This is a genomic window from Chitinophaga sp. OAE865 (assembly GCF_040546735.1).
Classification (GTDB): Bacteria; Bacteroidota; Bacteroidia; order Chitinophagales; family Chitinophagaceae; genus Chitinophaga; species Chitinophaga polysaccharea_A.
The window spans coordinates 4,134,989-4,156,403 of sequence record NZ_JBEPOF010000001.1 but is presented as its reverse complement, the minus strand read 5'-3'; the positions used below and the strand labels follow the sequence as shown (position 1 = coordinate 4,156,403).

General features: G+C 43.5%; 17 protein-coding genes, 1 tRNA gene and 1 pseudogene. 5 read left to right on the top strand and 14 right to left on the bottom strand.

Translation table 11 applies throughout. The features are described 5' to 3' along the window. Positions 1–2: 2 nt before the first annotated feature. The 4 genes from ABIE50_RS16865 to ABIE50_RS16850 form a co-directional block, all read right to left on the bottom strand. Positions 3–1,106, bottom strand: coding sequence for a hypothetical protein (locus ABIE50_RS16865; protein WP_209857481.1), 1,104 nt, complete (start codon positions 1,104–1,106; stop codon positions 3–5). A gap of 6 nt (positions 1,107–1,112) precedes the next feature. Beyond that, positions 1,113–3,650: a hypothetical protein gene (locus ABIE50_RS16860; protein WP_209857480.1), complete on the bottom strand. Its 2,538-nt coding sequence runs from the start codon at positions 3,648–3,650 to the stop codon at positions 1,113–1,115. Positions 3,651–3,749: 99 nt separating this feature from the next. Then, a complete protein-coding gene (locus ABIE50_RS16855) occupies positions 3,750–7,307 on the bottom strand; it encodes a PKD domain-containing protein (RefSeq protein ID WP_209857479.1) in 3,558 nt (1,185 codons plus the stop codon). 613 nt (positions 7,308–7,920) lie between these two features. Continuing rightward, positions 7,921–8,460 (bottom strand): phage integrase SAM-like domain-containing protein, encoded by a 540-nt coding sequence (locus ABIE50_RS16850; protein ID WP_209857478.1) that lies wholly within the window; start codon positions 8,458–8,460, stop codon positions 7,921–7,923. A gap of 21 nt (positions 8,461–8,481) precedes the next feature. On the opposite strand from ABIE50_RS16850, the gene ABIE50_RS16845 reads away from it, so the two are divergent. Further along, positions 8,482–8,715: a hypothetical protein gene (locus ABIE50_RS16845; protein ID WP_209857477.1), complete on the top strand. Its 234-nt coding sequence runs from the start codon at positions 8,482–8,484 to the stop codon at positions 8,713–8,715. A gap of 51 nt (positions 8,716–8,766) precedes the next feature. Here the strand turns inward: ABIE50_RS16845 and ABIE50_RS16840 are convergent, their stop codons facing one another. The 6 genes and pseudogenes from ABIE50_RS16840 to ABIE50_RS16815 all read right to left on the bottom strand — a co-directional run bounded on the left by ABIE50_RS16840 (position 8,767) and on the right by ABIE50_RS16815 (position 12,838). Then, positions 8,767–10,530, bottom strand: a complete 1,764-nt coding sequence (locus ABIE50_RS16840; protein ID WP_209857476.1) for a glycoside hydrolase domain-containing protein — start codon at positions 10,528–10,530, stop codon at positions 8,767–8,769. Next, positions 10,517–10,675 (bottom strand): hypothetical protein, encoded by a 159-nt coding sequence (locus ABIE50_RS16835; RefSeq protein WP_209857475.1) that lies wholly within the window; start codon positions 10,673–10,675, stop codon positions 10,517–10,519. Before ABIE50_RS16835 ends, ABIE50_RS16840 begins: the two co-directional genes overlap by 14 nt. Before the next feature lie 563 nt (positions 10,676–11,238). After that, the gene (locus ABIE50_RS16830; RefSeq protein WP_209857474.1) at positions 11,239–11,478 is read right to left on the bottom strand and encodes a hypothetical protein; all 240 of its coding nucleotides are present in this window, start codon (positions 11,476–11,478) and stop codon (positions 11,239–11,241) included. 112 nt (positions 11,479–11,590) lie between these two features. Then, positions 11,591–11,956, bottom strand: a pseudogene (locus ABIE50_RS16825) (DUF1016 N-terminal domain-containing protein); the annotation flags it as partial. Positions 11,957–12,275: 319 nt separating this feature from the next. Beyond that, positions 12,276–12,359 (bottom strand) — tRNA-Leu (locus tag ABIE50_RS16820). Between the two features lie 74 nt (positions 12,360–12,433). Next, positions 12,434–12,838 (bottom strand): carbohydrate-binding protein, encoded by a 405-nt coding sequence (locus ABIE50_RS16815; protein ID WP_209857472.1) that lies wholly within the window; start codon positions 12,836–12,838, stop codon positions 12,434–12,436. Positions 12,839–12,982: 144 nt separating this feature from the next. On the opposite strand from ABIE50_RS16815, the gene ABIE50_RS16810 reads away from it, so the two are divergent. The 4 genes from ABIE50_RS16810 to ABIE50_RS16795 all read left to right on the top strand — a co-directional run bounded on the left by ABIE50_RS16810 (position 12,983) and on the right by ABIE50_RS16795 (position 16,038). Continuing rightward, positions 12,983–13,882, top strand: coding sequence for a transposase (locus ABIE50_RS16810; protein WP_209857471.1), 900 nt, complete (start codon positions 12,983–12,985; stop codon positions 13,880–13,882). A gap of 627 nt (positions 13,883–14,509) precedes the next feature. Further along, entirely contained in the window at positions 14,510–14,767 is a 258-nt protein-coding gene (locus ABIE50_RS16805; protein WP_209857470.1) for a hypothetical protein, read from the top strand. Next, positions 14,760–15,419, top strand: a complete 660-nt coding sequence (locus ABIE50_RS16800; RefSeq protein WP_209857469.1) for a hypothetical protein — start codon at positions 14,760–14,762, stop codon at positions 15,417–15,419. The genes ABIE50_RS16805 and ABIE50_RS16800 overlap by 8 nt, the downstream gene beginning before the upstream one ends. Before the next feature lie 16 nt (positions 15,420–15,435). Beyond that, complete coding sequence (locus ABIE50_RS16795) at positions 15,436–16,038, top strand: T9SS type B sorting domain-containing protein (RefSeq protein ID WP_209857468.1); 603 nt, start codon at positions 15,436–15,438, stop codon at positions 16,036–16,038. Between the two features lie 371 nt (positions 16,039–16,409). Here the strand turns inward: ABIE50_RS16795 and ABIE50_RS16790 are convergent, their stop codons facing one another. Genes ABIE50_RS16790 through ABIE50_RS16775 form a run of 4 tightly spaced genes read right to left on the bottom strand, consistent with a single transcriptional unit; the run spans position 16,410 to position 21,403 of the window. Continuing rightward, positions 16,410–17,474 (bottom strand): glycoside hydrolase family 76 protein, encoded by a 1,065-nt coding sequence (locus ABIE50_RS16790; protein ID WP_209857467.1) that lies wholly within the window; start codon positions 17,472–17,474, stop codon positions 16,410–16,412. Positions 17,475–17,488: 14 nt separating this feature from the next. Continuing rightward, on the bottom strand, positions 17,489–18,634 hold the full coding sequence (locus ABIE50_RS16785) for a glycoside hydrolase family 76 protein (RefSeq protein ID WP_209857466.1): 1,146 nt from the start codon (positions 18,632–18,634) through the stop codon (positions 17,489–17,491). Between the two features lie 8 nt (positions 18,635–18,642). Further along, positions 18,643–19,767 (bottom strand): SusE domain-containing protein, encoded by a 1,125-nt coding sequence (locus ABIE50_RS16780; protein WP_209857465.1) that lies wholly within the window; start codon positions 19,765–19,767, stop codon positions 18,643–18,645. A gap of 28 nt (positions 19,768–19,795) precedes the next feature. After that, positions 19,796–21,403 carry a RagB/SusD family nutrient uptake outer membrane protein gene (locus ABIE50_RS16775; protein WP_209857464.1) on the bottom strand — a complete coding sequence of 536 codons (1,608 nt, stop codon included), beginning with the start codon at positions 21,401–21,403 and terminating at the stop codon, positions 19,796–19,798. Between the last annotated feature and the right edge of the window lie 12 nt (positions 21,404–21,415).

Here is a 21,415-nt window from a genome sequence, read left to right as displayed (position 1 = left end):
CGCTATTCCGTTTCACTTTTATAAAGAAATCTTAATTGTTTTTCTTCTCCGTTAGGCAGCTTCAACTCCAGCAGGTAATAGTAGCCATCCACGAACGACCTGTTCTCTGCCAGGGGTATGATCACATGGTTATTTCCCCGATTCAGTTTGATCGCCGGTAGTTTACGCATTTCCAGTTCGGGCTTAGTGATACAACGGATCTTATAGTTCAGCGGGGCTTTGTCGTACACATTTTCTACCGCAAACAGCACTTTTCCGCGGGCCACATAAAAATTACCTTTTGTCAGATCTGTGATATCCCTGAAGCTTTCCGGCACTTCCGCCACGGTTTCCTCTTCGCAGAATACAGTAAAATCCCATATCTCGGAGTTCACCAGCAGCATATCATTTTTGTAGGCGCTTACCTGCCACACGTAAGTTTTTCCCTGCCCAAGATCTTTTGCCAGAGAAGGATAGAAAAGCATGGGAGAATTAATGCCCAGCTGGTTAATCAGAGGTGTATTGTAATTAAGTGCTTCTACCTTTGCCTGTCCGGGTTTCACTTCCGTGAGTACGAGCCGGTATTGCACACCCGGAACAGCCGGCAATAGTGGTTGCCAGAAAAAGGGCGGGCGCTTGTTACAGATCTTATCTTCTTCTGCCGGGTTCAATAGCAGCAAGGGAGAAAACGGCTGGAGGTAATAATCGAAGCACTGGTCGCCCAGGGTTTCGCCCTGGTGCGACTGATCACCGGCATTCAATTCAAAACAATATTCGTAATCCCCTTCCGTAAAGTAGCCGGACTGGCGACAGATAGTCGCCACCTTATTTTCTGCAAAGCGGATGGCGGATCTGGCAATCAATCCGCCCGGTAAGGAGTTGGTGCCGGGCATTAACTGAAAGGCAGGTGTTTTTATACTGACAATATTGCCGGCACCGGCAACAGATACTTTTACGGTAAGACTTACCAGTTGCGACTGGCTGCCGGTATTCGCCAGCTTCACCTGCAACAGGCCATCCAATGTGCGGCCATGCAGTTCCGGGATAAAAACAAAGGATACCTGGGCACGGAGTTGAACAGTACAAAACAGCATCAAAAAAATCACTCCCTGATAAATCTTTAACATAGGTATTTAATTCAATTGGTAAGAAATAGCCAGTTCACTTCTGAAGTTGCCGAACAGATAATTCTGTGGCGTATTCAACAGGTTTTTACGGCAGTCAACATACATATTCACATTTAACCTGGGCAGTACACTGGCGCCCGCTGTTTGCCTGAGGCCCAGTTGCCGTACCACCGCCTTATTATCCAGGTAGGTAATACCGCTGCTACAGCTTATTTTCTTCAACACCTGGTAGGTCCATCCCGTTTCCACAGTAAGGAGGTTGGCATACACGGCCTCGCCCTTAATATCTTTATTGTAAAACAGGTTTAACGAAAGGACATGTGAGCTGATCAAAAGGTTGTGGTTAATATTAATATTCAGTAAGGTGCTGTGTTGTGGCAAAATATCGATCTGCTGATATCCCAGCATAATATTGCTGTTGTATGGAAGCGCGGCCATTTTTCCCTGCACCTGTGAAGCGAGCGATAATTGCCGGGTCAAATACTGAAAGGATGCGGCCTTTTCACCGGTGCTTTTCATGGCCGACTGGTTAAAACGCGCATCAAAGGCGATCTTCTTATTCAGTTTCCAGCGGCCATCAATAGCAAACTGCCTGTTTTTCCATTTACTGGAAGTCAATGCCGAAGAACTGATATCCTGGAAATCAGATCTTATTCCCAGTACCAGTTTATTTTTATACCAGTTTCTTTTCAGTTTTAATCCGTAACGAATCGTTCCTCTTCCTGCTCCGGGAGAAGCCGGGTTATTATATCCCAGGCCAGAATAGCTGACATAGGCACGTTGGTTCATATTCCACTCACTTACCTGCCCGTTGTAGTCGAGCCCCACAGACAAGGTTTCCCAGAAATCGTTGAACAGCGATAATGCAGCCGCCTTACTGGCCAGCATCGGGTCATTACCTACTGCCGAATTCTTAAACTGGTTATTGGACTTTGATAATTGTGCGGCGATACGGCCATAACTACCCAGGCTGATATCTTCCGAAAAAGCGCCTACAAAAGTATTTCTAGGTAAATTCAGGGTACTATACTGGCGGCGGGAATCGCTTTTGGTATTGGCGTTCACGACCCCTGCATGACTGTGTGGCTGCGTAATATCACCGGCGCCTATTTGCAGGAACTGCATGCTGTAAGCACCCGGATCAAGCGACGAATTAAAAGCAAGGTCTTTTATTGTTCCACCGTCGATTCGCTTTCCGGCGCCCAGCATCAGGAATTTATTGTTGTTCAGAAAACTGGTTTGTATACCGGACATAAACAGGTCCTGTACCCCACCTTTACTTCCGGAAGCTGCAATGTTACCGATGTCGAGTTGTTTGGCACTTAATAACAGGCGTTGCAGACCGCTCAATGGCAACAATTCTTTAATGTTCCTGATTTTGTTGCTCTCCTCTTCCAGTTGCCCCTTGATTTTTCCTCCGGCCACCCGCTCGTCTGAGATAATGGATTTAGCCTGCAGGCCTTCTCCTACTTCTTTCTTCAGCGCAAAAACGCCTGCCATATATTTTCTGGCTGCACTGGCTGTACGGAAGTGTTCCAACAGTCCATTGAGGCTGCTGTCGGCCACCGGATGTGCCAGTAAGATACTATCCTGCAAAGCCGCAACAGCCGGTTCGAGGTCTTCCGCTGTAATGCCCAGGACTCTATTGTTCATTAACTCATTCCATAGTTGCAACGAATCCAGCTGGATGATATGATCGCTGTTGAGCAATTGGCCGAAGGCGGCAGACTGCTTTTCTCCAAGCCCCGTGAGTTTTTGCCGGAGTGTTTCCAACCGGCTGCTGGCAAAGGATTTTACCGCGCTTTTGACATCAATGTCTTTCAGAAAGTATTTTTTGAGATCATATTTCTTTTCTACTATGCTGTTGAGGCGTTTTACATAAGCGTCTTTATCAAATGAAAACTTCACGAGCGACTGATCCGCAAAGGGATTGTTCCAGGTACTTTGTCCTGAAATATTTGAATACCTCACGTTAACGGGTATATTCTTTATCATCAGCTGATCCCCTATTGTAACGCTGGCACCCAGCATAGGCATGCCCGGCGTATTTTCTGCGAAAGCACCGGCACTGGCTTCTTTAAGACTGCTACTATATGAACCGGCATCTAACAGCTTATTCACGCCTGTTTCATCCCGTAAGGCGTAGAAGCCCCGCAGTTTATCCGCGATGTATTGACGGATACGGGCAGTGTCTTTGATGGTACTCATGCCTTGCTGCAACTGCATGAGCTGCTGTTTACCGGCTGAATTACTGATAAACTGAAAGAATTCCTGCCGGGCAGATTCCTGCAGATATTTGCCGGCGCCTACATCCGGAACAGCCGGAAGATTTTGCCGGAGATATGCTTTAGCCTGCGCAATGGCTGACCTTTTGTTCAGCGAGTCCGCCAGCATCATCTGCAACATAGGGTTACCCATAGGCAGCACAGCTTTTTTGGCCTCTTCCTCCAGTTGCTTAACGGGGGCACTTACTTTTGCCGTTTGAGCATGAACAGTGACGGAAAGCAGCACACAGGTACACCACGCCGCTATAACTTTTGCCATATAGAAATTTTCATGGTATAGGGATTATTTATCTGGGAAGCAGCAGGGGTACTACCGGGGAAGCAACCCCGCTGCGGATTAATTTTCCTCATTAGTACATTAATCTACCTTCTCAACGATCACTGCATTTATAAAACACAAACCCCAAACCTCCGGCATATAGCAACCAATTTTTATAGTTTCGCCATCTTTTAAATAACCTGTATAAGAAAGATAGTTGTTAACATTATCCTTACCTGCAATTGTATTATCACATACTCCATTACTGCTACCCATTTTTACCCAAATTTTTGATGGTGCGAAATCAGCTGTAGTACTTGAAAGTATCTTCACATTATAAGTGCCGGCAGGTAAGCCCATTCCAGGTATACCAATTACTTCATAGTTATAGTTTTGTTTAGCTGGATTAAAATTCAAAGCATAATTTAACCTCGCACTTTTTGAAACAACTGCTGGAAAAATATCGGTATAAATATTAGCAGGAGCTTCATTGTCATTCCCATAATTACCACCATACTTTGCCCAATAAGTTGGATCAGTACTAACGGTATTGATGGCCCAACCTGATACAGGGTCTGTTGCTGTTTGAATTGATGTTGTTGGGTCGCCTGTTAAAGTTGCCCAGTCAGGATGAGAAGCAGCGTTTGTGCTGGCGAAATTAAATTTACCGAAATTGGTTCTTGGATTAGCCGTTGCTGTTTTTTCAATCAATAATATTGCAACGGTTTGACCATAATAGGATATGTTCTGATTGAATTGAAAATTAGCTAAAGCGGACATATTCATAACTATCTCTCCAGATGCATTAGGTTTAACATTATAATGGTCTGTTGTAAACATTGTGTTAAAACCCTCCAATCTACTTTGAGCGATACTGCCGTTCAATTCTGACCTGGTGCCAGTTTTATTATTTGAATTAAATAAAGCTTTTGAAGTATTAGAGTTGTATATAATTACATCATAATATTTGTTTAAATCCAGTCCGGTTAACTTCCATTGCGCTGGATTAACATTTGAGTATTTGAATGCTGTTTTGAACATATCAGCACTCATACCCATGTAATTATGATCAAGTCCATCAGTTGTAATTCCTTCAGGGTTGCTAACTACTGTAAAACCTTTTGTACTTGTACCATTTTTAATGTCCTTCAAATTTGATACAGTTGTATTGTTAGCCGCTGAAGTAACGTTATTGATAGTATATAAGTTAAAAGTTGAATTACCGCCAAGATTCAACATATAATATTTACGATCTTTGGTAGTTGTCAGACTATCCAAAACTGTATTCAATCGGTTTGTAAAATTCGTTTTATCTGTTCCATTATTCAATTTATCCACAATTAATTTTGCCCTGGACCAATCATAAAACTTCAATTTTTCTTCTGCTTTTGTAACATAATTATTACAGGTAGTTGTTAAATTTTTGCTGTGAAAAAGTAAAAAGTCAGTTTCAAAATCAAATGGGGCAATTCTTTTATCATAAACATAATTATTCCATGTACCATTATCATGTTCACTATTCCAGGCTATTAACGTTAATGGAGGGTATATACCTTTTGGATTGGCAGCATTGATGCTATTAACATCATCTAAGGTTGAATATTGAGAAGTGAACGGAACTCTTGTATCGTTGTAAGAATGGACAAACAAAAATGGTATATCTTTTACTATATCTCCATTCCCTGTAAGTGCTACATCATTAAAAGTTGTATTGGAAGCGATACCACCAGCTAACAGATTTGGATTACCTAAAGCAACGTTAGTTGTGCCTGCGCCGCCAGAAGATAAACCAGTTACATATACTCTATTTGAATCAACTGCATATCCATTAACAGCATAATTAACTGCTTTTTGTGCGGTTGCTAAAGTCCAAAGCCCATCATGCAATTGAGGACAAACAACAACACACTGCATAGGATACAACTTATTATGCAAAAAGTACGGTAATCCTTCAGCTTCCAGTAATAATTGATTAATATCATCATTATTCTCAGCGCCATTAACTCCAACTCCATGCAAGAATATTATTAAAGGGTAACCACCTGGTTTTAATGAATCATAACCTTGTGGCAAGTAAACCCATGTTTTCAAATTTGGGTTATTAGAATCATATTTGTTGTCTAAATAACCTCCTGAACTAAACATCTCCGATGGTCTGGCAACTGATACATCAATATCGTCAGCGTAAGTTGAACCATGATTATCAGTGACAGTCAAACGATATGTAGACCTGGCAGCAATAGGAATTCCTGTAACTCCTGTATTTATACCGTTTACATTTGAAAATGTAACACCAGTTATATTAGAAACAACTGACCATTGATAGGAAGCAACTGAAAGAGAAGGATTGTTGATTGTTATGTTTCCATAAAAATTGGTAGTGCTATCATTTTCATTTAAATATTGATCTAAACCTGCATTGACAGTTATTCCATCACCTCCCGGCCCCCCTGGGATATTATCATCAACTGTAGCTCTGACTACATTACTCCAGCTGGAAAAATACCCGTCCCGGAAATAGATCCGCATTCGGTAAAAGCTGCTATCAGGGCTGATAACAAGTGTATTTTCATAAGGTGATGTAATAGTTTTAAAATCATTATAGAGGCCGTTTATATAAGTGCTCCGTTGTACAATGTACTTAACAACATCGGTATTGGAAGTAAAATAGCTGGCGAGTGCATTCCTCGTTGCATTAAACATTACCAGGTATCCCTGGTCATTCAAATGGATATTATCGCCGAATTGCAATGAAGGTTGTAATACATCGGGATTAGCAGGGTCTTCCAGGAGGTGATAAGCATAGATACATCTGGCTCCGAAAGTTTTACGCAGGTTATCTGCAGTTTGTCTCAGTTTAAGGCGCTGTGAAGCACCGAAGGCCGTACGGGGAATACTGCTCATTACCAACAACTGTACACCAGCTTTCTTGCAGGCTTCATCTATCAGCAAAGTATTAGAGAGCGACTCTTCTGTAGACATCTCACCGCCACTGGCCTGAGATGCATAGTCGTTACTGGTATTAATGAGGATAATAATATTATTCCCATCAGCAATTGCCTTGGTGACGTTTACCGTCGAGTCTACAAAGCTATTGCTTCCTGTAGGCGCCAGATTGCGGGAATTATATCCATCTTTACAATAGTTCGTCAGCCGTGCATTGGAAGATACTGCATAAATATAAGCCTGCAGCTTTCCGGCAATAGAGTTGGCCGGTGTACTGGCATAACTCCCCGCCCCCTGGCTGTCTCCAATCAGGGCGATCTTCGGCGACTGATACAGCTCCCTGTCTGACTGCCACCATTTCAGCTGCACACTGTTGGCATCAATAGACATAGCAGCCAGCGAAACAGCAGGCACACCAACACCTCCTCCGCCGGAGAACCTCACCGGTATAGTATCCTGTCCGGCAATAGCGATAGCACTGTCTCCTATATTTTCCAGGGAAAGCTTTTTGAATACTGTATTTCCATCGCCCTGGTTATACAGAAAGCCCTGAACATTTTTGGAAGCATTTTTTACCTGGAGCTCGGCACCAACAACCATGACAGTATCTTGCTTAACTCTGAATGTAGATTGCCCAAGAGCCAGAAGGGTTATGGTTAACAAGGCGAGTGTTAGTAACACTCGAAGTTTCTTGAAAAATTGCTTTTTCATTATTAGGTATTTTTAGGGATGTTTGAATCACGTAGCCGTTCGTACCTCTTTTAGCATTCAGTACCCTCTGTCGGTTTTCTGGATCAGCAGCTTGACCGAACGAAAAATACCAATAACATAGAACTTAAACATATAAATCATAGATACTAAGAACTGGAATACGGGTACAAAACTGCAATTGCTATTCAACAAGATAACTTAATAGTATCATACAATATCAAGGGATTTATCCGGGGATAAGATACAGAAGATATAGGCACCAAAAAGATCACGAATATGCAGAACGTCTACTATCTTATACTTATATAGGTAAGGTACATGACATTGTATAAAAAAAATCATTGTTGGATTAACTTATTTGGATGACTGTTTTCATAAGACTAAGGTACAGGGTAGGGATACAAAAAAAAATAACACTTTCATGTAATTAATTATATTCGAAGTTCAGATCAACCCTAATTTGAAACGTCACATTTGTAGTGGCAGCGGCCAATCTACGATTAAAAAAATAAATTGATCTGCGTTGTAAAATCTCCTATAACACCATTATCACATCAATAATTAATCATAATAAAAATGCCCGGCCATCTTGCCAGGTGTTTGTTTATCCGAATCATATAATTAAAAAACATGGAAGCAACTCCGGCGTAGGTAGTTGCGCAATGGTGCTCTGCTGATCTTTAGGCCGGTACCAATACCCATTTAAACCGCGTGTAATAACCTGATGGTGTTCACCGGTATATTTATCAAGCAGGTAACAATGAAAGGACTTGCAAATATTTTCGTTTACTTCTACGGGCGCTATATGATCTTTGCCGATAAATTTTTTGAACTGTGTAAGGTTACACTGAAAATATCGGTTGGCTTTGCGCTTACGTGTCTTTACATACTCCTCATAGTAATCCAGAAAATTTGCTTTAAACTTATGTGGCGGGATAAAGTCTGTACCTATAGCCTGACTCCAGATGATTAACTGGCTTTTCTTTAATTCAATAAATGAAAGTGCCTGTTTGCTGTGTTTTTTTTCGGTCTGATCTTTCGGATTGGTATAAACGAAAATGCCAATCGATGGTCGTTGCCCCTTGCCTTTACCAAACGCATAGTAGAAAACGATCTTATCCCCTCTTTTTGTCTTTCTCTCTGGGAAATTCATACTACACACATTTTAAAGGTAATGCAATCCCGGCACAATGATGATGCCGTGCCGGCATTCAATGTGTTGCTGGTGTCGCAACTGGAAGTGTTCGGGAGAAAGGCTGCTAAGATTTTTTTTCGTACACGACTGCCGGTGTGTAGCGCCGGCTTATCCTTACAGGCGGCAATAGCTTGCTATACACGCGTGGTAGCATCTGTAAAAGTATTGGGCGCCAGGCCAAAGATCTTTACGTGTATACGTCCTGTGAGATAGCAGTTAAAGGGAACAAGATACCGGCGCCAGTAAATATCTCTCTTAAAATATTCATTTGTGGATAATGATTAAAAAACCTTTTTGTGGATAAACATTGATACTGTCGCTTACAGATAATTGCCGCTGCTCCTGAAAATTAGCGATACGTGGGAACTTCATTTCCCTGTTTGCCGGCTGCCAGCCCAATTGCTGCCAGTTCACCTGCAGCTTTACCTGGCAGGGTACTTCCTTCCAGCTGGCTACCGCAATAAGCAGCCGGTCATCTTTTACGTAGGCCGTTGCTTTCACCAGCGGATCCGTAGTAGTAACCGGTGTACCCGCTTCCCAATAACCATGCATCCTTGCATGGGCAATACCGAAACTATCCCATACCTTCCATATTCCCCGCGGATCACAGTTCACACCTTCCGTAAACCAGGGATACCGTACCGTCATGCCGTATACCATTCCCCGCCAGGGATTTCCACCGGCATGCAACATATCTCCCATCAGGCCAAAAGGAATCCCGGAAACTTCCACCAGCCAGTTGGCAGGCGACATATGATTATAATCGAAACTTTCCCCGAACCAGATCTTATCAATATATGGAAAGAATTCCGCGTATTGATTGGCCGGTCCTTTTGAAAATCCTGTATTGGAATGAAGGTCCAGCAGGCATCCGGGCTTTACCTCATCCATTACACATCGCATCCGCTGCAGCATTTCCCTTCCATAAGATACATCATCGAGATAAAGTCCGTCAATATTTTCATTCCGCACCAGCCATTGCAACCCTTCAATGTAATAATTGTACCACCGCGATTTACCACTGGTAAGGATAGCTGCATCTGCCTGTTCATATCCGTCGATGGAGGTAAACCATTGTACGTTATAGTGATCCACAAGATGTTCGCGCAGCCAGGGATAACCCCCACCCGGGCCATCGGCCAGTACTTCATCTCCCAAACTTCTCAATGCCCACATTTCCGCTACCTGGTTACTAAGTTCCCGAACGGTATAGTAAATTTTGACTTTCAGTCCCTGCCGATGCCAGTAGTCTACAAATTGCCTCATGGTATCTGTGGCTATAAAAGGATAATTGATATACGGGTTCACGGCGTTGGCATGATGCACATTGGTGATCTTTATACCCGCCTGCAGGTCGGCCGGTGAAGGAGCCGGCTGTGATCCGTTATGATAATAACGATTGGTAAACTGTGCAGCCGGATCTGTTTTTTTAACTGGTGTAAGTAAAAAAGCAGCATCCAGTTCCAGCTGTTGTCCTTTTGCCAGCCGGTACATTCCCGTATAGCCGGCAGCGGTAGCCGTATGATCATTTGTACAGACAGAAAAACCGCCATTGTTATTGTTATACCATGCCGGCGGCGGCGCCGGGTGATAAAGATTCAGCAAAGGACCGGTATAAGCGGCGCCCTGAAACTCGCAGTGGAGGCCAACTTGGTCATTTCCTGCCCAATAGCTGTCCTGCGGTCCTTTCCACTTCCAGTTGTAGCTAACGGGCAGTTCTTCTCCGGGCAATCCCATCCCCATGAAGTAAGCGGTTTGTTCCCGGTTGAAAGGGATCTCCAATCGTATATCCTGTAACGTTATATCACCGGTGGCTTTAACGGTAGCATGACTCGAAATATGCCCATCGAATTCCATATGGTATTTCACGGTGAGCGATATTTTGTCATTAATTGCGGTTGTTTCCCAGTCCACTGTACCTGCAGATGATGATCCCCATTTTACCGCCTGGGCGTTCAACAGCATAATGCCATCGCTGGTGAGCAGGCGCCATTGCACCGGCTGCCGCAGCAGTTTATTGCCCTGCATCATTCACAATTTCTTCCGACACTTCCCGGCGGTTTATCATTGCGTCCACAAAACCTAACAACGGATGATAGTAATAACGGTGCAGTTCTTCCAACGCTTTCTCTGCATCTTCACCTACCAGTCTGATAAATAAAGCGGCAATCATATGAAGTATTGAATGATTATAAGTTGCAGTTAATTCCGGTTCGGCATGGAACAAATCCTAATGAAATCATAGGGTTGCAATTACCGGCTTCGATGCTGCTGCAACAGCGAACCAATGAGGCATGGATGGATGGAAAATTGCAGGTAGACGTAATTGAAATCAATGATATCAATGGCCCAAACGCCCTCCTTCGAAGTGCTCCTCCTGCTGACCCTGAAGACACAAAAGGTGCTAGACCCCAGTAATATTATCCTGCTACCCATCAATCATTCAGGGCATTAATAAACAACAGTTTTATTCAAAAAATGTGAATAATGTTGTGTGTCCATATCCTACCACTTTATCCGTAAATCTCCTGAAAGATTTAATATATAAAATTATTTAATTGAAATAGTCATGACTTAATCTGACAGTCAAATGCTATCCTTAGCAGCTAGCGGAAGATTGTCTGGCTGCTTTTCTTTTGGGCGTACAGATCTTCTTTCGGAACGCTGTCGGATAAAACTCCTCTTGAACAGCGCAGCGAAATTGTTATGCATACAAATGCTAATCGTATTGTTTGTTTATATCAGAAAATGGGCTAATCCTATTAACTTTTCTTGTAAAGAAAAAGGAAGATTAGTCTGATTTATTACTAATGTAAAAACGCCTTTGCCATAAACGAAAACAGAATCCAATACCCCATCCGCATACTCAGATGGAACGACAGCTGAGATCACGTCTGTGATAATACCTCCCCCATTGATCAGCTGCAATTCATCTGGACTCAATTCTATAAGATTTAATGGGTTCTTTTCTATCATATGAATAATTTACTTGTTACCAAAAAATAATTTTACTTGTTATCAAAAATAGCGCAAAGCTGCCTGTTTATTATGTTCATTTTCATTCATTTTGTTCATTCTGGTCATATTACTACCTAAAATTCACAGTTGTTCCAGGGAAGTCTTTTTTCTCCGTCTTATCCAGAAGTGTACAAATATGAAACCATGGTAATTTTGCAGCAGGCTGCTGCAAAATTGAATTCATATCCCTGGCCGGGTCATGGTCATTCAATATTGATAGTTCTGGCCAGGCTATTGCAAAGTTTCTCATATAGCGAAGATTCTTTGGAGAAAGTCCCTTAAAGTCAGGGAATGCTATGCGCAAATCACCCGCTAATTGCTCGACTAATTTTGATCCCCATCCCTGATCCTCCTCTTGCTGCGATATAGTATTACCTATCTCCCAATAGGTTGCCAATAGCTGGACATTGGCCGTTAGAACAGCTTTCAATCTGGCCTTTTTGTATCTTTTGCTTCAGCGATTCAGGCGTATGAATGTATGTTTTGGGAAGTTGGATTTTCATATTAAATGAATAACATGAAAATTAGGTAAGGAAAGAATGGGAAGCGTTAATTGAAAGTTAATGCAGTGAGAGAATAATGCAATTGTAAAGGGAAATGTGGTTCGATTTCTCTCGAAAAATTCGCTTTCGCCAAAATCAATGATCGAACCGCTCATTTTAAAGAAGCCGTCAAGCTAATATATGCGCTGAACGCGGGTTCCCGCGAAAATAAAAATGGACAAACCGAAGCAATTTTCGATTTGTCCACCTTTGTGCCCAGAACTGGATTCGAACCAGCACACCCTTGCAGGCGCTGCGACCTGAACACAGTGCGTCTACCAATTTCGCCATCTGGGCAACTGATATCGTGTCAGGGAGCGCAAAGATAAACAGCTTTTTCAAATTTCCAAAAAATAACGGGAACGGATATACTAATAATTAAAAATAAAACCGAAAGCAGTAATGCTGAAGGGCATTCCTCCCCTCGCTACCAGGTACAGATCATGCACCCCTTCTGCATGACGCAGGTTGCCAGTTAACTTCAGCGCATAGGTGCTATCGCCTGTATAGGGAATATCAAGAGTGCCGATAATTTTACCTTTGGGCTTATCTATCCGGAACTCAAGCCTGGCATTACTCTTTTTATGCTCTGATGCCACCTCTACGCGGAAACCTATCTCACCCAAACTTAAATTCACCTGCGCAAAGCTGAGATAACTACCCTCCTTCATCTGGAACTCCGTTTCACGATTGCCCTTCTTAGCCGCCGGCGCCGCCGTCTGTCCGCAAACAGACACGGAAACGAAAGCAAAAAACAGCATTAACATCAGCCTCATAAGGATAGGATAGGTTATCTTCTTCTCTTTTTTTTACGACGAATCAGGAATAATTGTTCCCGGCAATAAATTAATAATAAAAACTCTAAATTAAGGAATTATGTAATATAATAGCAAAATAATAACATCTGCACAAAAAGGAGGGTGTCTCAAAAGGTACCCTCTTTTTTTGGGAGTGATAAAACCAATCCAGGTGTTTTTCGCATTTATAGTGTGCCAAAAGGAAAAACACTTTCTGTAGTTTTTAAAGCCCACCTGCAACACCAGATGATGCTCTTTCCAGCTGAGATTGGAGATCTGATTGCAGAGAACCACCCAGTTCGCGTGGTGGATAATGTGATCGAAAAGATCGACATCACCTTATTATTAAAACGTTATAAAGCAGGAGGCACGAGCAGTTATCATCCCAGGATGCTGTTGAAAGTCCTTATTTACGCGTATATAAATAACATTTACAGCAGTCGCAAAATAGAGGAAGCCCTTGGACAAAACATCCACTTTATGTGGCTAAGTGGCATGAGTAAACCTGATCATAATACTATTAACAGGTTCCGAGGAGAACGCCTGCAGAAAGTATTACAGCCCATATTTACCCAAGTGGTCCTACTGTTATGTGAAGAAGGCTTATTAAACATAAAAGAATTATACACCGACGGGACAAAGATAGAAGCGCAGACCAATCGCTATAGCTTTGTTTGGGGCAATGGTATTAAGCATAGCAAAGAAAAAATAAAACAGCAGTTAAATGACTTGTGGAAATATGCCCAATCAGTGGCAGCTTTAGAGTTAGACGATGACACAGACTCATCTGGGTATGACAAAATAGACAGCGAAAAAGTCAGTAAAACAATAGCCGCTATCAATGAAGCCATCAAAGACAAACCTGTAGATAAGCAGATCAGACAAAAGCTGGGATATGCTCGCCGTAACTGGCCTTCAGCATTGGAGAAGTATGATGGTTTTAAAAGATTTATGCTGAAAGGCAAGGATAAAGTGGCGATCGAAATGGGATTAATCGCAATGGCACACAATCTTAGAAAATAGTATGAAAATCATCCTAAACCTGTCCTTCTCAAAGTAAAAATCCAGAAATCAATATAAAACTACTAGGAACTAAAAAGAAGACGTCTCTTGTTTTGAGACGCCTTCTTTCTCACTTATGAGTGGAAAATAAAGACTTATACGAGCGCTTTAATCTACCTTCTCCCCTTCTATAATACTCACATCCGGAATAGATAAGGGGATAATGCCATTAAAACGGCGCGGAGGCGATTAATTTTTCGGCGCCTGTTTGATTTATTAAATAAGTTTAATGGACAGTATATTATTTAGCATTAATATCACTTTGGAAATATTCAGCGGGGCAAGCCGCCGGATGGAGTAGCCGTAAGACGGCTATGCTATGATTATATGGCTAATCTTGTTTTCGGAAAACAAGTAACATGTCAAATATATCCAACAGAAAAGCTTTTCGTAATCCCGTTTCAGGAAATGGACTTTTATTGCCGTAACAATAGTTAGGAGACATTTCTCACTTGTACTGGTAACTGGGAGAATAATCCTAACCAGGGATTACTTCTCCGGATCTCTGTAATTCGTTACGAAGAGTATTTTAAATGATTTTAACCCGGTTTTAGTCGAACTGTATTTACATCACAAAAAACTATCCAAATGAAAAGTACTAAGCTCCATTATCCTATTTGTTGTTTGTTTGCCACGATAGCCCTTTTCGCATGCAAAAAAGAAAAGCTGTTAAACGATAGTACAAAAGGATCGCCTATAACCAGGCAATCTAAAGATTCTCTTGAAACATCAGTGGAAATACTTTCGATAACAGCCACAAAAGACGATCCCGCACTATTAAAATTTGTCAATAAACAGCAAACAGCACAAGTGCCTATTTCATTTAAAATGCCTCATCATGACTAAGCAAATCTTATTTGGACTAAGCATATTGATGGTTGTAATGAGCGCTTGCGAGAAACCAAAGAACCTGATTTACAATGGCGGTAGAATCAGGATTGACTCTATCCGTCCTCTCTTCGTGAAAGAAGGCCAATCCTTCACGATTTACGGGAAAAATTTTAATCCTGTTGCTGCAAAAAACATCCTTACCATTAATAACATTCCGGCACAAGGAAATGTAATGGAAGGTAGGATCCAGGTGACACTGCCCACCGGCGTATTCCGTAATGCAGATACTTTGTTAGCGCAGCTCACATTAAAAGAGGAAGGAGAGGCCTATGTTGATACGGCCTACTTCTATTCAAGCCAGACACCCAGGATTTACTCAGTGGCACCAACAACGGTACGCATTGGGGACACTATTACAGTCAAAGGGGAAGGCTTTGTCGAAGGTAGAGATGAAAGAGCATTTAGATTTATGCCGCCGGTAAATGAGTGGGAACACATGCGAGGAGATCAAATATTAGAAGGCAAAGTGCCGTTTATTTCTGACCGTATAGTTGAGATTATTGTTCCTGAAAAAGCAAAGACCGGTGTACTGGGTTTATTTACAAGTCTTCCTGTCTTTATACCAGGTTCCTTATCTGCTCCAACCTCAATTACTGTGATTCAATAATTAAAATATAAAGTATATGAAATTTATTTATTTTGATATTTTCAAACCTTATATACTTGTTGTATTAATAGTTCTAAGTTCTAATAATCTCAGAGGCCAGGTAAGCATTACTTCAAATGGTATCGGCGCTGGTTTAAAAAATTGTAATTTAAGAGATTTAACGGTTACAGTTACCGGGGGTACGGGTAATTATTTCTACTTATATGGCGCTATTACTCCCGGAGTATCTATTAAGTCAGAAGATAAATCTCATATTATTATTGACCCTCAGCCTATCGTTCCTACTACATATATTGTAACTGTACTGGACAAAGGGAATAATTACAGTAATATCGGCCATGCAACAGTAACGGTAGCACCTGTGATGATAAATTCTCTTGATGGTCTATTTATACCCAATGCCTTTACCCCCAATTTTGACGGAGTAAACGATAGGTGGGTAGTAACGAATGCTGCAAAAGATCCATTGAGTGCTAACAAGGCTATTGGAGCTTATAAGTACTCCCTGACAATCGTTGACCCGGGAGGAACGCCTTATGTTAATCTTGAAAACGAAGTTGGCGCTAATGGTTGGAACGCTTTTATAAATACAGGCCTGGTCAGTGGTATGGCTTACTAGGACGGATTTAAGCAGGGGACTTTGCAGGAGGCCCCTGTGGGAACTTATTATTATTCGCTCAAATTTTTTAATTGTACTTATCCGGCTGGAAAAGAGTTCAAGGGATTTATATATTTGGTACGTTAGCCGCTTGCTGTTATACGTTGTTATATAAAGCGGGAGAAAATCGGTAACGGTTTTTCCTTGCTTTTTTTGACAGAAATAACTTGTCTGAAATCGTTACGATTTAATTTAACTGTACATTTAATATACCTCACCATGAGTAAGCGAATCCTATTTGGAATAAGTATGTTGATGGCTGTGATGAGTGCTTGCAATGTTTGCGGGCCCTTTCAAAAATATGATCAACGGAATAATATGATCAACGGGGATCAGATCCCGGCAAGCCGGGCATAAATTTCCATCATGCCAGCCTGCCCCAGTAACTCCCGCTCAGGGCGGTTACCCAGCATATTGCTGCTGTTCCGGTCCTGCTCCCATACTTTATCGGCATACTCCTGCATAGCACGGATATACTTAGGGTTATTATCCACCCTGTACAATGCCTCATATCCCCGAAGCAATACCGCATTAAACCAATAAGATGAGGGAAACCTTCCTTTCCTGAAAAAACGCCGGTAACTGCCCTCTGCAATGTAACGGGCTTCCCTTAAATACTGCGCATTCCCTGTAATGCGATACAGCTTTACATTTGCTTCCAGCATCACACCGGTATTATAGGTATATGCCGCAGAATCAATCCGGTTGTTCTCCGCGGGTTTTATAGCATCCCAGTATACACCGTCTTCATCCCGCAAATACCGGTTCACCCATTTGTACAGGAGTAAAGCCGTATCCAGGTATGCCTGCTTATGAACGGCTTCATACAATTGGAGCGACAATAAAATAGCCGGTCCGTTGGAACAGGTGTTCTTCGTGGTAATATCTCCTTCTTTCCAGTATAAGCCCCCGCCGCTAACAGTATCAAAACCGGTCATCATAAACCGGTAGATCTCCTCTCCTTTCTCCAGGTACCATTTCTTCCTGGTTCGCGTATAGGCGTCCAGGTAAGCAATGCCGATCCACTGGTTGTCATCGTAATAACGGTCCTCCTTCCGCTCCTTCACCACATACGAGGCATATCCCGGTGCAGGCGGCCCCGGGTCGTAGTACTGGTTGATAGCCTTCACCACCGGCGCCATATAGGCCTTGCCGGGATGGATCCGCTCCATTTCATTGGCAGCCTGTATAAGGCCGCAAAGTCCCCAAAGGTCGGCATGCAGGTTATGATTCACACTGCGGTCGCTGGTTTGAATATACAAACCGGTATTACGTTCATACAGGTATTTGTTCACTGCCTGCTGCAGCATCTCTGCCTTCTGCCTGTTACTTTGGGCAGATACGCTGCCGGCAGACAGCAAACACCAAAAGATAAACCTCACTGTTCTTCTCCCCATCTTTATCATTTTCATTACTTCATCAGTCCCATGCCTTTCAGCTTCACCGCCGCTTCTATGAGCATCGCCCCGCTCAGTTGCGTGGTCAGGTCGCTGCCGGCTGCAGTGGTGGTCCAGTCTTTGTTAAATAACACCTGCGGGCGTGTAGTGCCTTTCATCCACAACGTTTCGGCATTCAGCTGCAGGAACGCTGCATACTTTGCCACATCTGTACTGCTGATACTGCCATCCGTGATCAGCAACATCAGGTAACGCACCAGCACTCCTTTGAACAAACCTCCGTCCCCACCACCTTCATCTTTCAGGATATTGGCATTGGTAAATCCGCCGGCTAAAGTATTATTGGCGGTTTTCAATGCATCATTGATGTATACATTCTGACCGGTGAGCTTATACAGCTCCACACCGGCGCCAATAAATACGCCCTGGTTATAGGTGAAGTTCCAGTTCTTTGTTACCTGCCCGCTGCCATCCTGGTTAATACCGTCCCATACAAGACCGGTCACCGGGTCTACCAGCGTGGCTTTCTGCCAGTCGTAGATCTTTTTGGCCCAGGCAATATCATCCGGGTTCTGGGTAAGCCCATACATACGGCAGGCAATAATGCATGCAGGCGCATTGGCAGGCGTGTTCTTATAGTTTTTGGATTTGTCTTTGTTCCAGTGGATACCACCACCCCATACATCATCCCAGCCTCCTTTGATATCGTTCCACAGCAATACGGCCACATCTTTGTACTTAGTATCGCCGGTGGCTTCGTATGCACGTAAACAGGCCAGGTTCATCCATTCCATATCGTCATAGAAATGGTTGATATAGGTGCCGCCGTTTTTCGTTTTCATACCGGCCAGCAGGTCGTCCATACGGGCTTTGATAGCCGGGTCATTTTTACGTATATAGGCGTCCGTTAGTACGTCCAGCGCGTGTGCATTGGGCCAGTAGTTAAAGGTGGTATTGCCTGCGTTATTGGCGTTAAAGTATTTCTCCTGGTTCCAGAAATTACCGGTAAGCCCCTGCAGGGAAGAATCAGCTATCTGCGCCCAGTCGTACACATAACGCGCTTTATTGGCGCCCGGGCCTGGCCCATCATCCACAGGTTCTTTCAAACATGCAGTGAAGGCCAGTGACAGCATTAAAAGGGAATATCGTATCAGCTTCATAGCAGTCTTTATTTTACGATGATTTCGTGGGTATAGTTCTTATCTGTTGTGAAATAAAGATTTATATCACAGTTCTTGTTGTCTGCCTCTGTAGCAAACTTGTAACAATAGTTCCACTGGTCGTTGTTCGTGATAGGGCGCAGTTCCCAGTAACTTAGTGGCGAAGCGGCAGTTGGACGGTTGTTATCTGCATTGGAACTGCCTATCCATTCCTCACCGGCATTACCATCGCTGTCTTTTACATTGATACGGAATTTGTAACGCTCATCGCGGCCCCATGATTCCTGTTTGAATGTGATCAGCTGGTTCTGGATCTTCCAGGTACCGCCGCCGGCATAGTTGATCTCGAACAGGAATTTATTCAATGGCGCAAACCAAAGCCCAATAGTGCCTATCTCCGTTACTGTAGCGGCAGCATTGTTAAAGTCCAGGCGCAGGCGATATACTTTGGTACCGGCAGTTTGCTCTGTTTCACCGCCTTCTTTTACGGCCGTACCCGCAATGGAATATACTTCCGGCGTACCGGTATTTCTGCTGGTAAAATGGTATTTACCGTTTTTGAGAGAGGTATAAATTTCATACACTCCCGGTGCAGTGGATTTCAGCTTCAGGGCTTTCGACAGATCAGCGCCTGCTTCTGTAGCCTCGCCGGTGAGATATACATCCGTAGGGATCTCGGCAAAACCGTTAGGTCTTTCTACTTCAATAGTCTTTGTTTCTGCGGCCTTCTGGATATTGTATCCTTTGGATGCCAGCACGGTCCATACCAGTTTACCGGTAGCCAGGGAAGCGATGCCGGCCTTACCTGCCACGCTGTTCAGGTCTTTATGCGACAGCGTCAACTTGTTTTGTACGCCGCCACCATCAGAAGAGAATTTTGCAACAGGGGAAGAGAAGTCGCCGCCTGCTTTATCAAAGGCCACTTCATACTGTACCAGCGAGCCATCTTCTGCACGGGCCTGGTCCCACTCAAAACTTACAGTTGCGCTGGTAGTAGGTTGCAGCTTAATATATTTATTATCCAGCGGCGCGGTGAGTTTGGGCACCGGCTGCATATTGGTGTTGAGTGAATAATCGTCTTTCTTACAACTAAATAATAAAACACTCAGTATAATGATCAGGTATTTTTGCATGTTATTATAGTTTTTAGGTGGAAGGATATTACCAGTCCTGGTTTTGTGAAAGATTTTTGTTCTGATCGCGCTCAATGGTGGGCACCGGCCACAGGTAGTGCTTGGGATTGGTGAACAACCTGTTTTCAACGATGATGTAACCATTCGGATCTTTATTGAAAGCACCGGAGCTTACTTTAATACCTCTTACAGGTCTGTTCATTACCACATCGGCAGTTTTCCAGCGGCGTATATCATAAACGCGGAGCCCTTCAAACGCCAGCTCTGCCCTTCTTTCCCGGCGGATCACAGCGCGTTGCTGATCCTGGTTCAGGGCAGCGTTAAACTGGGTGGCGCCTGCATCATTAAACCCGGCTCGCACACGGATAGGCTGAATGGTTTGATTCCATACTGCCGCATTCATCTGCCCCAGTTCATTCTTTGCTTCTGCATACATCAGCAATACATCGGCATAGCGGATCATGATCAGGTTTAACCCCGATGCATAATTGGTGGCTGCGCGGTCGTAATATTTGTAAAAATAATAACCGGTGGGAGATGCGCCCTGGTCATCTACCGTATTGGTGGCAGGAACAGAGCCGGGTTGCGTCAGGATAGTTTGCTCCACGCCGTTAAAATCAAGCACCTTGGAGCCGTGATGCAGGATAGTGGCTTCAAAACGAGGATCCCTGTTGGCATAGGGCGTGTTTTCATTATAACCGGAACCGGCTTCACCAATGGCTTTACCATTGGTCATGATATAATCATTTACCAGGTCCTGGGTAGGCACCAGCACGCTTCTCAGTGCAGCAATGGTTTGCGGCATGAAAGAGCGTTGTTTGTCGTATGTTCTGCCACCACCATATTGCAGGTCAAGGATCACTTCACTGTTATACTCATTGGCTACGGTGAACAGGTTACTGTAATTACCAAACAGGGCATAAGTGCCATTCTCTGTTTTACCGATGAGCTTTTCACAATCTGCCACAACGGCTGCCCATTCGCTGCGGAACAGATGTACGCGGGCGCTCATGGCTATGGCAGCGCCACGGGTGATACGGCCACGGTCGTTCTGCGCCTGCTGGGTGTTGGTGGGCAGGTCTTTCTGGATCTCTGCCAGTTCTGTTAAGATGAACTGCTGGATCGTGTTCTTATCGGTACGCGCAATGGTACGGGAGGCATCGATGGTGATGAGGTCTGTATAAAAAGGGACATCCCCATACCAGGCAGTGAGCTGGAAATATGCGTAAGCGCGGATAAACCGGGTTTCAGCCAGGATACGGGCCTTCAGCGCGGGATCCATGTTGGGCACGCGGTCTATGTTGGCGGTAACGGTATTGCACCGGCGTATAGTTGTGTAGTAATAGGACCAGGTATCTGCTACCCTTCCGTTGGCGCCGTCGTACCCGCCGTTGGCAATTGCATTTACATTGATCAGGCCCCCGCCGCTGTTATACGCATTATCACTCAGCGCTTCATCTCCAAAATAATAGTCATCTTTTGAAAGATGCTCATAGCAGGCGGTCAATGCATCGAGCGCATCCTGCGCATCGCGCCAGTAGGCAGTTTCGGTAAACTCCCTGGTGATCGGCTGATCCAGTTTACGGCAACTGAATAAAGTGCCGGCCATTAATATTGATAAAACTAATTTCTTCATACAATTGATTGT

Excerpts from the sequence above, each read along its gene's own strand:
- ABIE50_RS16795 (WP_209857468.1), top strand. The coding sequence starts at position 15,436 with ATGAAATTTATTTATTTTGATATTTTCAAACCTTATATACTTGTTGTA.
- ABIE50_RS16790 (WP_209857467.1), bottom strand. The coding sequence starts at position 17,474 with ATGGGGAGAAGAACAGTGAGGTTTATCTTTTGGTGTTTGCTGTCTGCC.
- ABIE50_RS16840 (WP_209857476.1), bottom strand. The coding sequence starts at position 10,530 with ATGCAGGGCAATAAACTGCTGCGGCAGCCGGTGCAATGGCGCCTGCTC.
- ABIE50_RS16780 (WP_209857465.1), bottom strand. The coding sequence starts at position 19,767 with ATGCAAAAATACCTGATCATTATACTGAGTGTTTTATTATTTAGTTGT.
- ABIE50_RS16815 (WP_209857472.1), bottom strand. The coding sequence starts at position 12,838 with ATGAGGCTGATGTTAATGCTGTTTTTTGCTTTCGTTTCCGTGTCTGTT.
- ABIE50_RS16850 (WP_209857478.1), bottom strand. The coding sequence starts at position 8,460 with ATGAATTTCCCAGAGAGAAAGACAAAAAGAGGGGATAAGATCGTTTTC.
- ABIE50_RS16855 (WP_209857479.1), bottom strand. The coding sequence starts at position 7,307 with ATGAAAAAGCAATTTTTCAAGAAACTTCGAGTGTTACTAACACTCGCC.
- ABIE50_RS16830 (WP_209857474.1), bottom strand. The coding sequence starts at position 11,478 with ATGATAGAAAAGAACCCATTAAATCTTATAGAATTGAGTCCAGATGAA.
- ABIE50_RS16785 (WP_209857466.1), bottom strand. The coding sequence starts at position 18,634 with ATGAAGCTGATACGATATTCCCTTTTAATGCTGTCACTGGCCTTCACT.
- ABIE50_RS16835 (WP_209857475.1), bottom strand. The coding sequence starts at position 10,675 with ATGATTGCCGCTTTATTTATCAGACTGGTAGGTGAAGATGCAGAGAAA.
- ABIE50_RS16845 (WP_209857477.1), top strand. The coding sequence starts at position 8,482 with ATGCAATCCCGGCACAATGATGATGCCGTGCCGGCATTCAATGTGTTG.
- ABIE50_RS16805 (WP_209857470.1), top strand. The coding sequence starts at position 14,510 with ATGAAAAGTACTAAGCTCCATTATCCTATTTGTTGTTTGTTTGCCACG.
- ABIE50_RS16860 (WP_209857480.1), bottom strand. The coding sequence starts at position 3,650 with ATGGCAAAAGTTATAGCGGCGTGGTGTACCTGTGTGCTGCTTTCCGTC.
- ABIE50_RS16800 (WP_209857469.1), top strand. The coding sequence starts at position 14,760 with ATGACTAAGCAAATCTTATTTGGACTAAGCATATTGATGGTTGTAATG.
- ABIE50_RS16775 (WP_209857464.1), bottom strand. The coding sequence starts at position 21,403 with ATGAAGAAATTAGTTTTATCAATATTAATGGCCGGCACTTTATTCAGT.
- ABIE50_RS16865 (WP_209857481.1), bottom strand. The coding sequence starts at position 1,106 with ATGTTAAAGATTTATCAGGGAGTGATTTTTTTGATGCTGTTTTGTACT.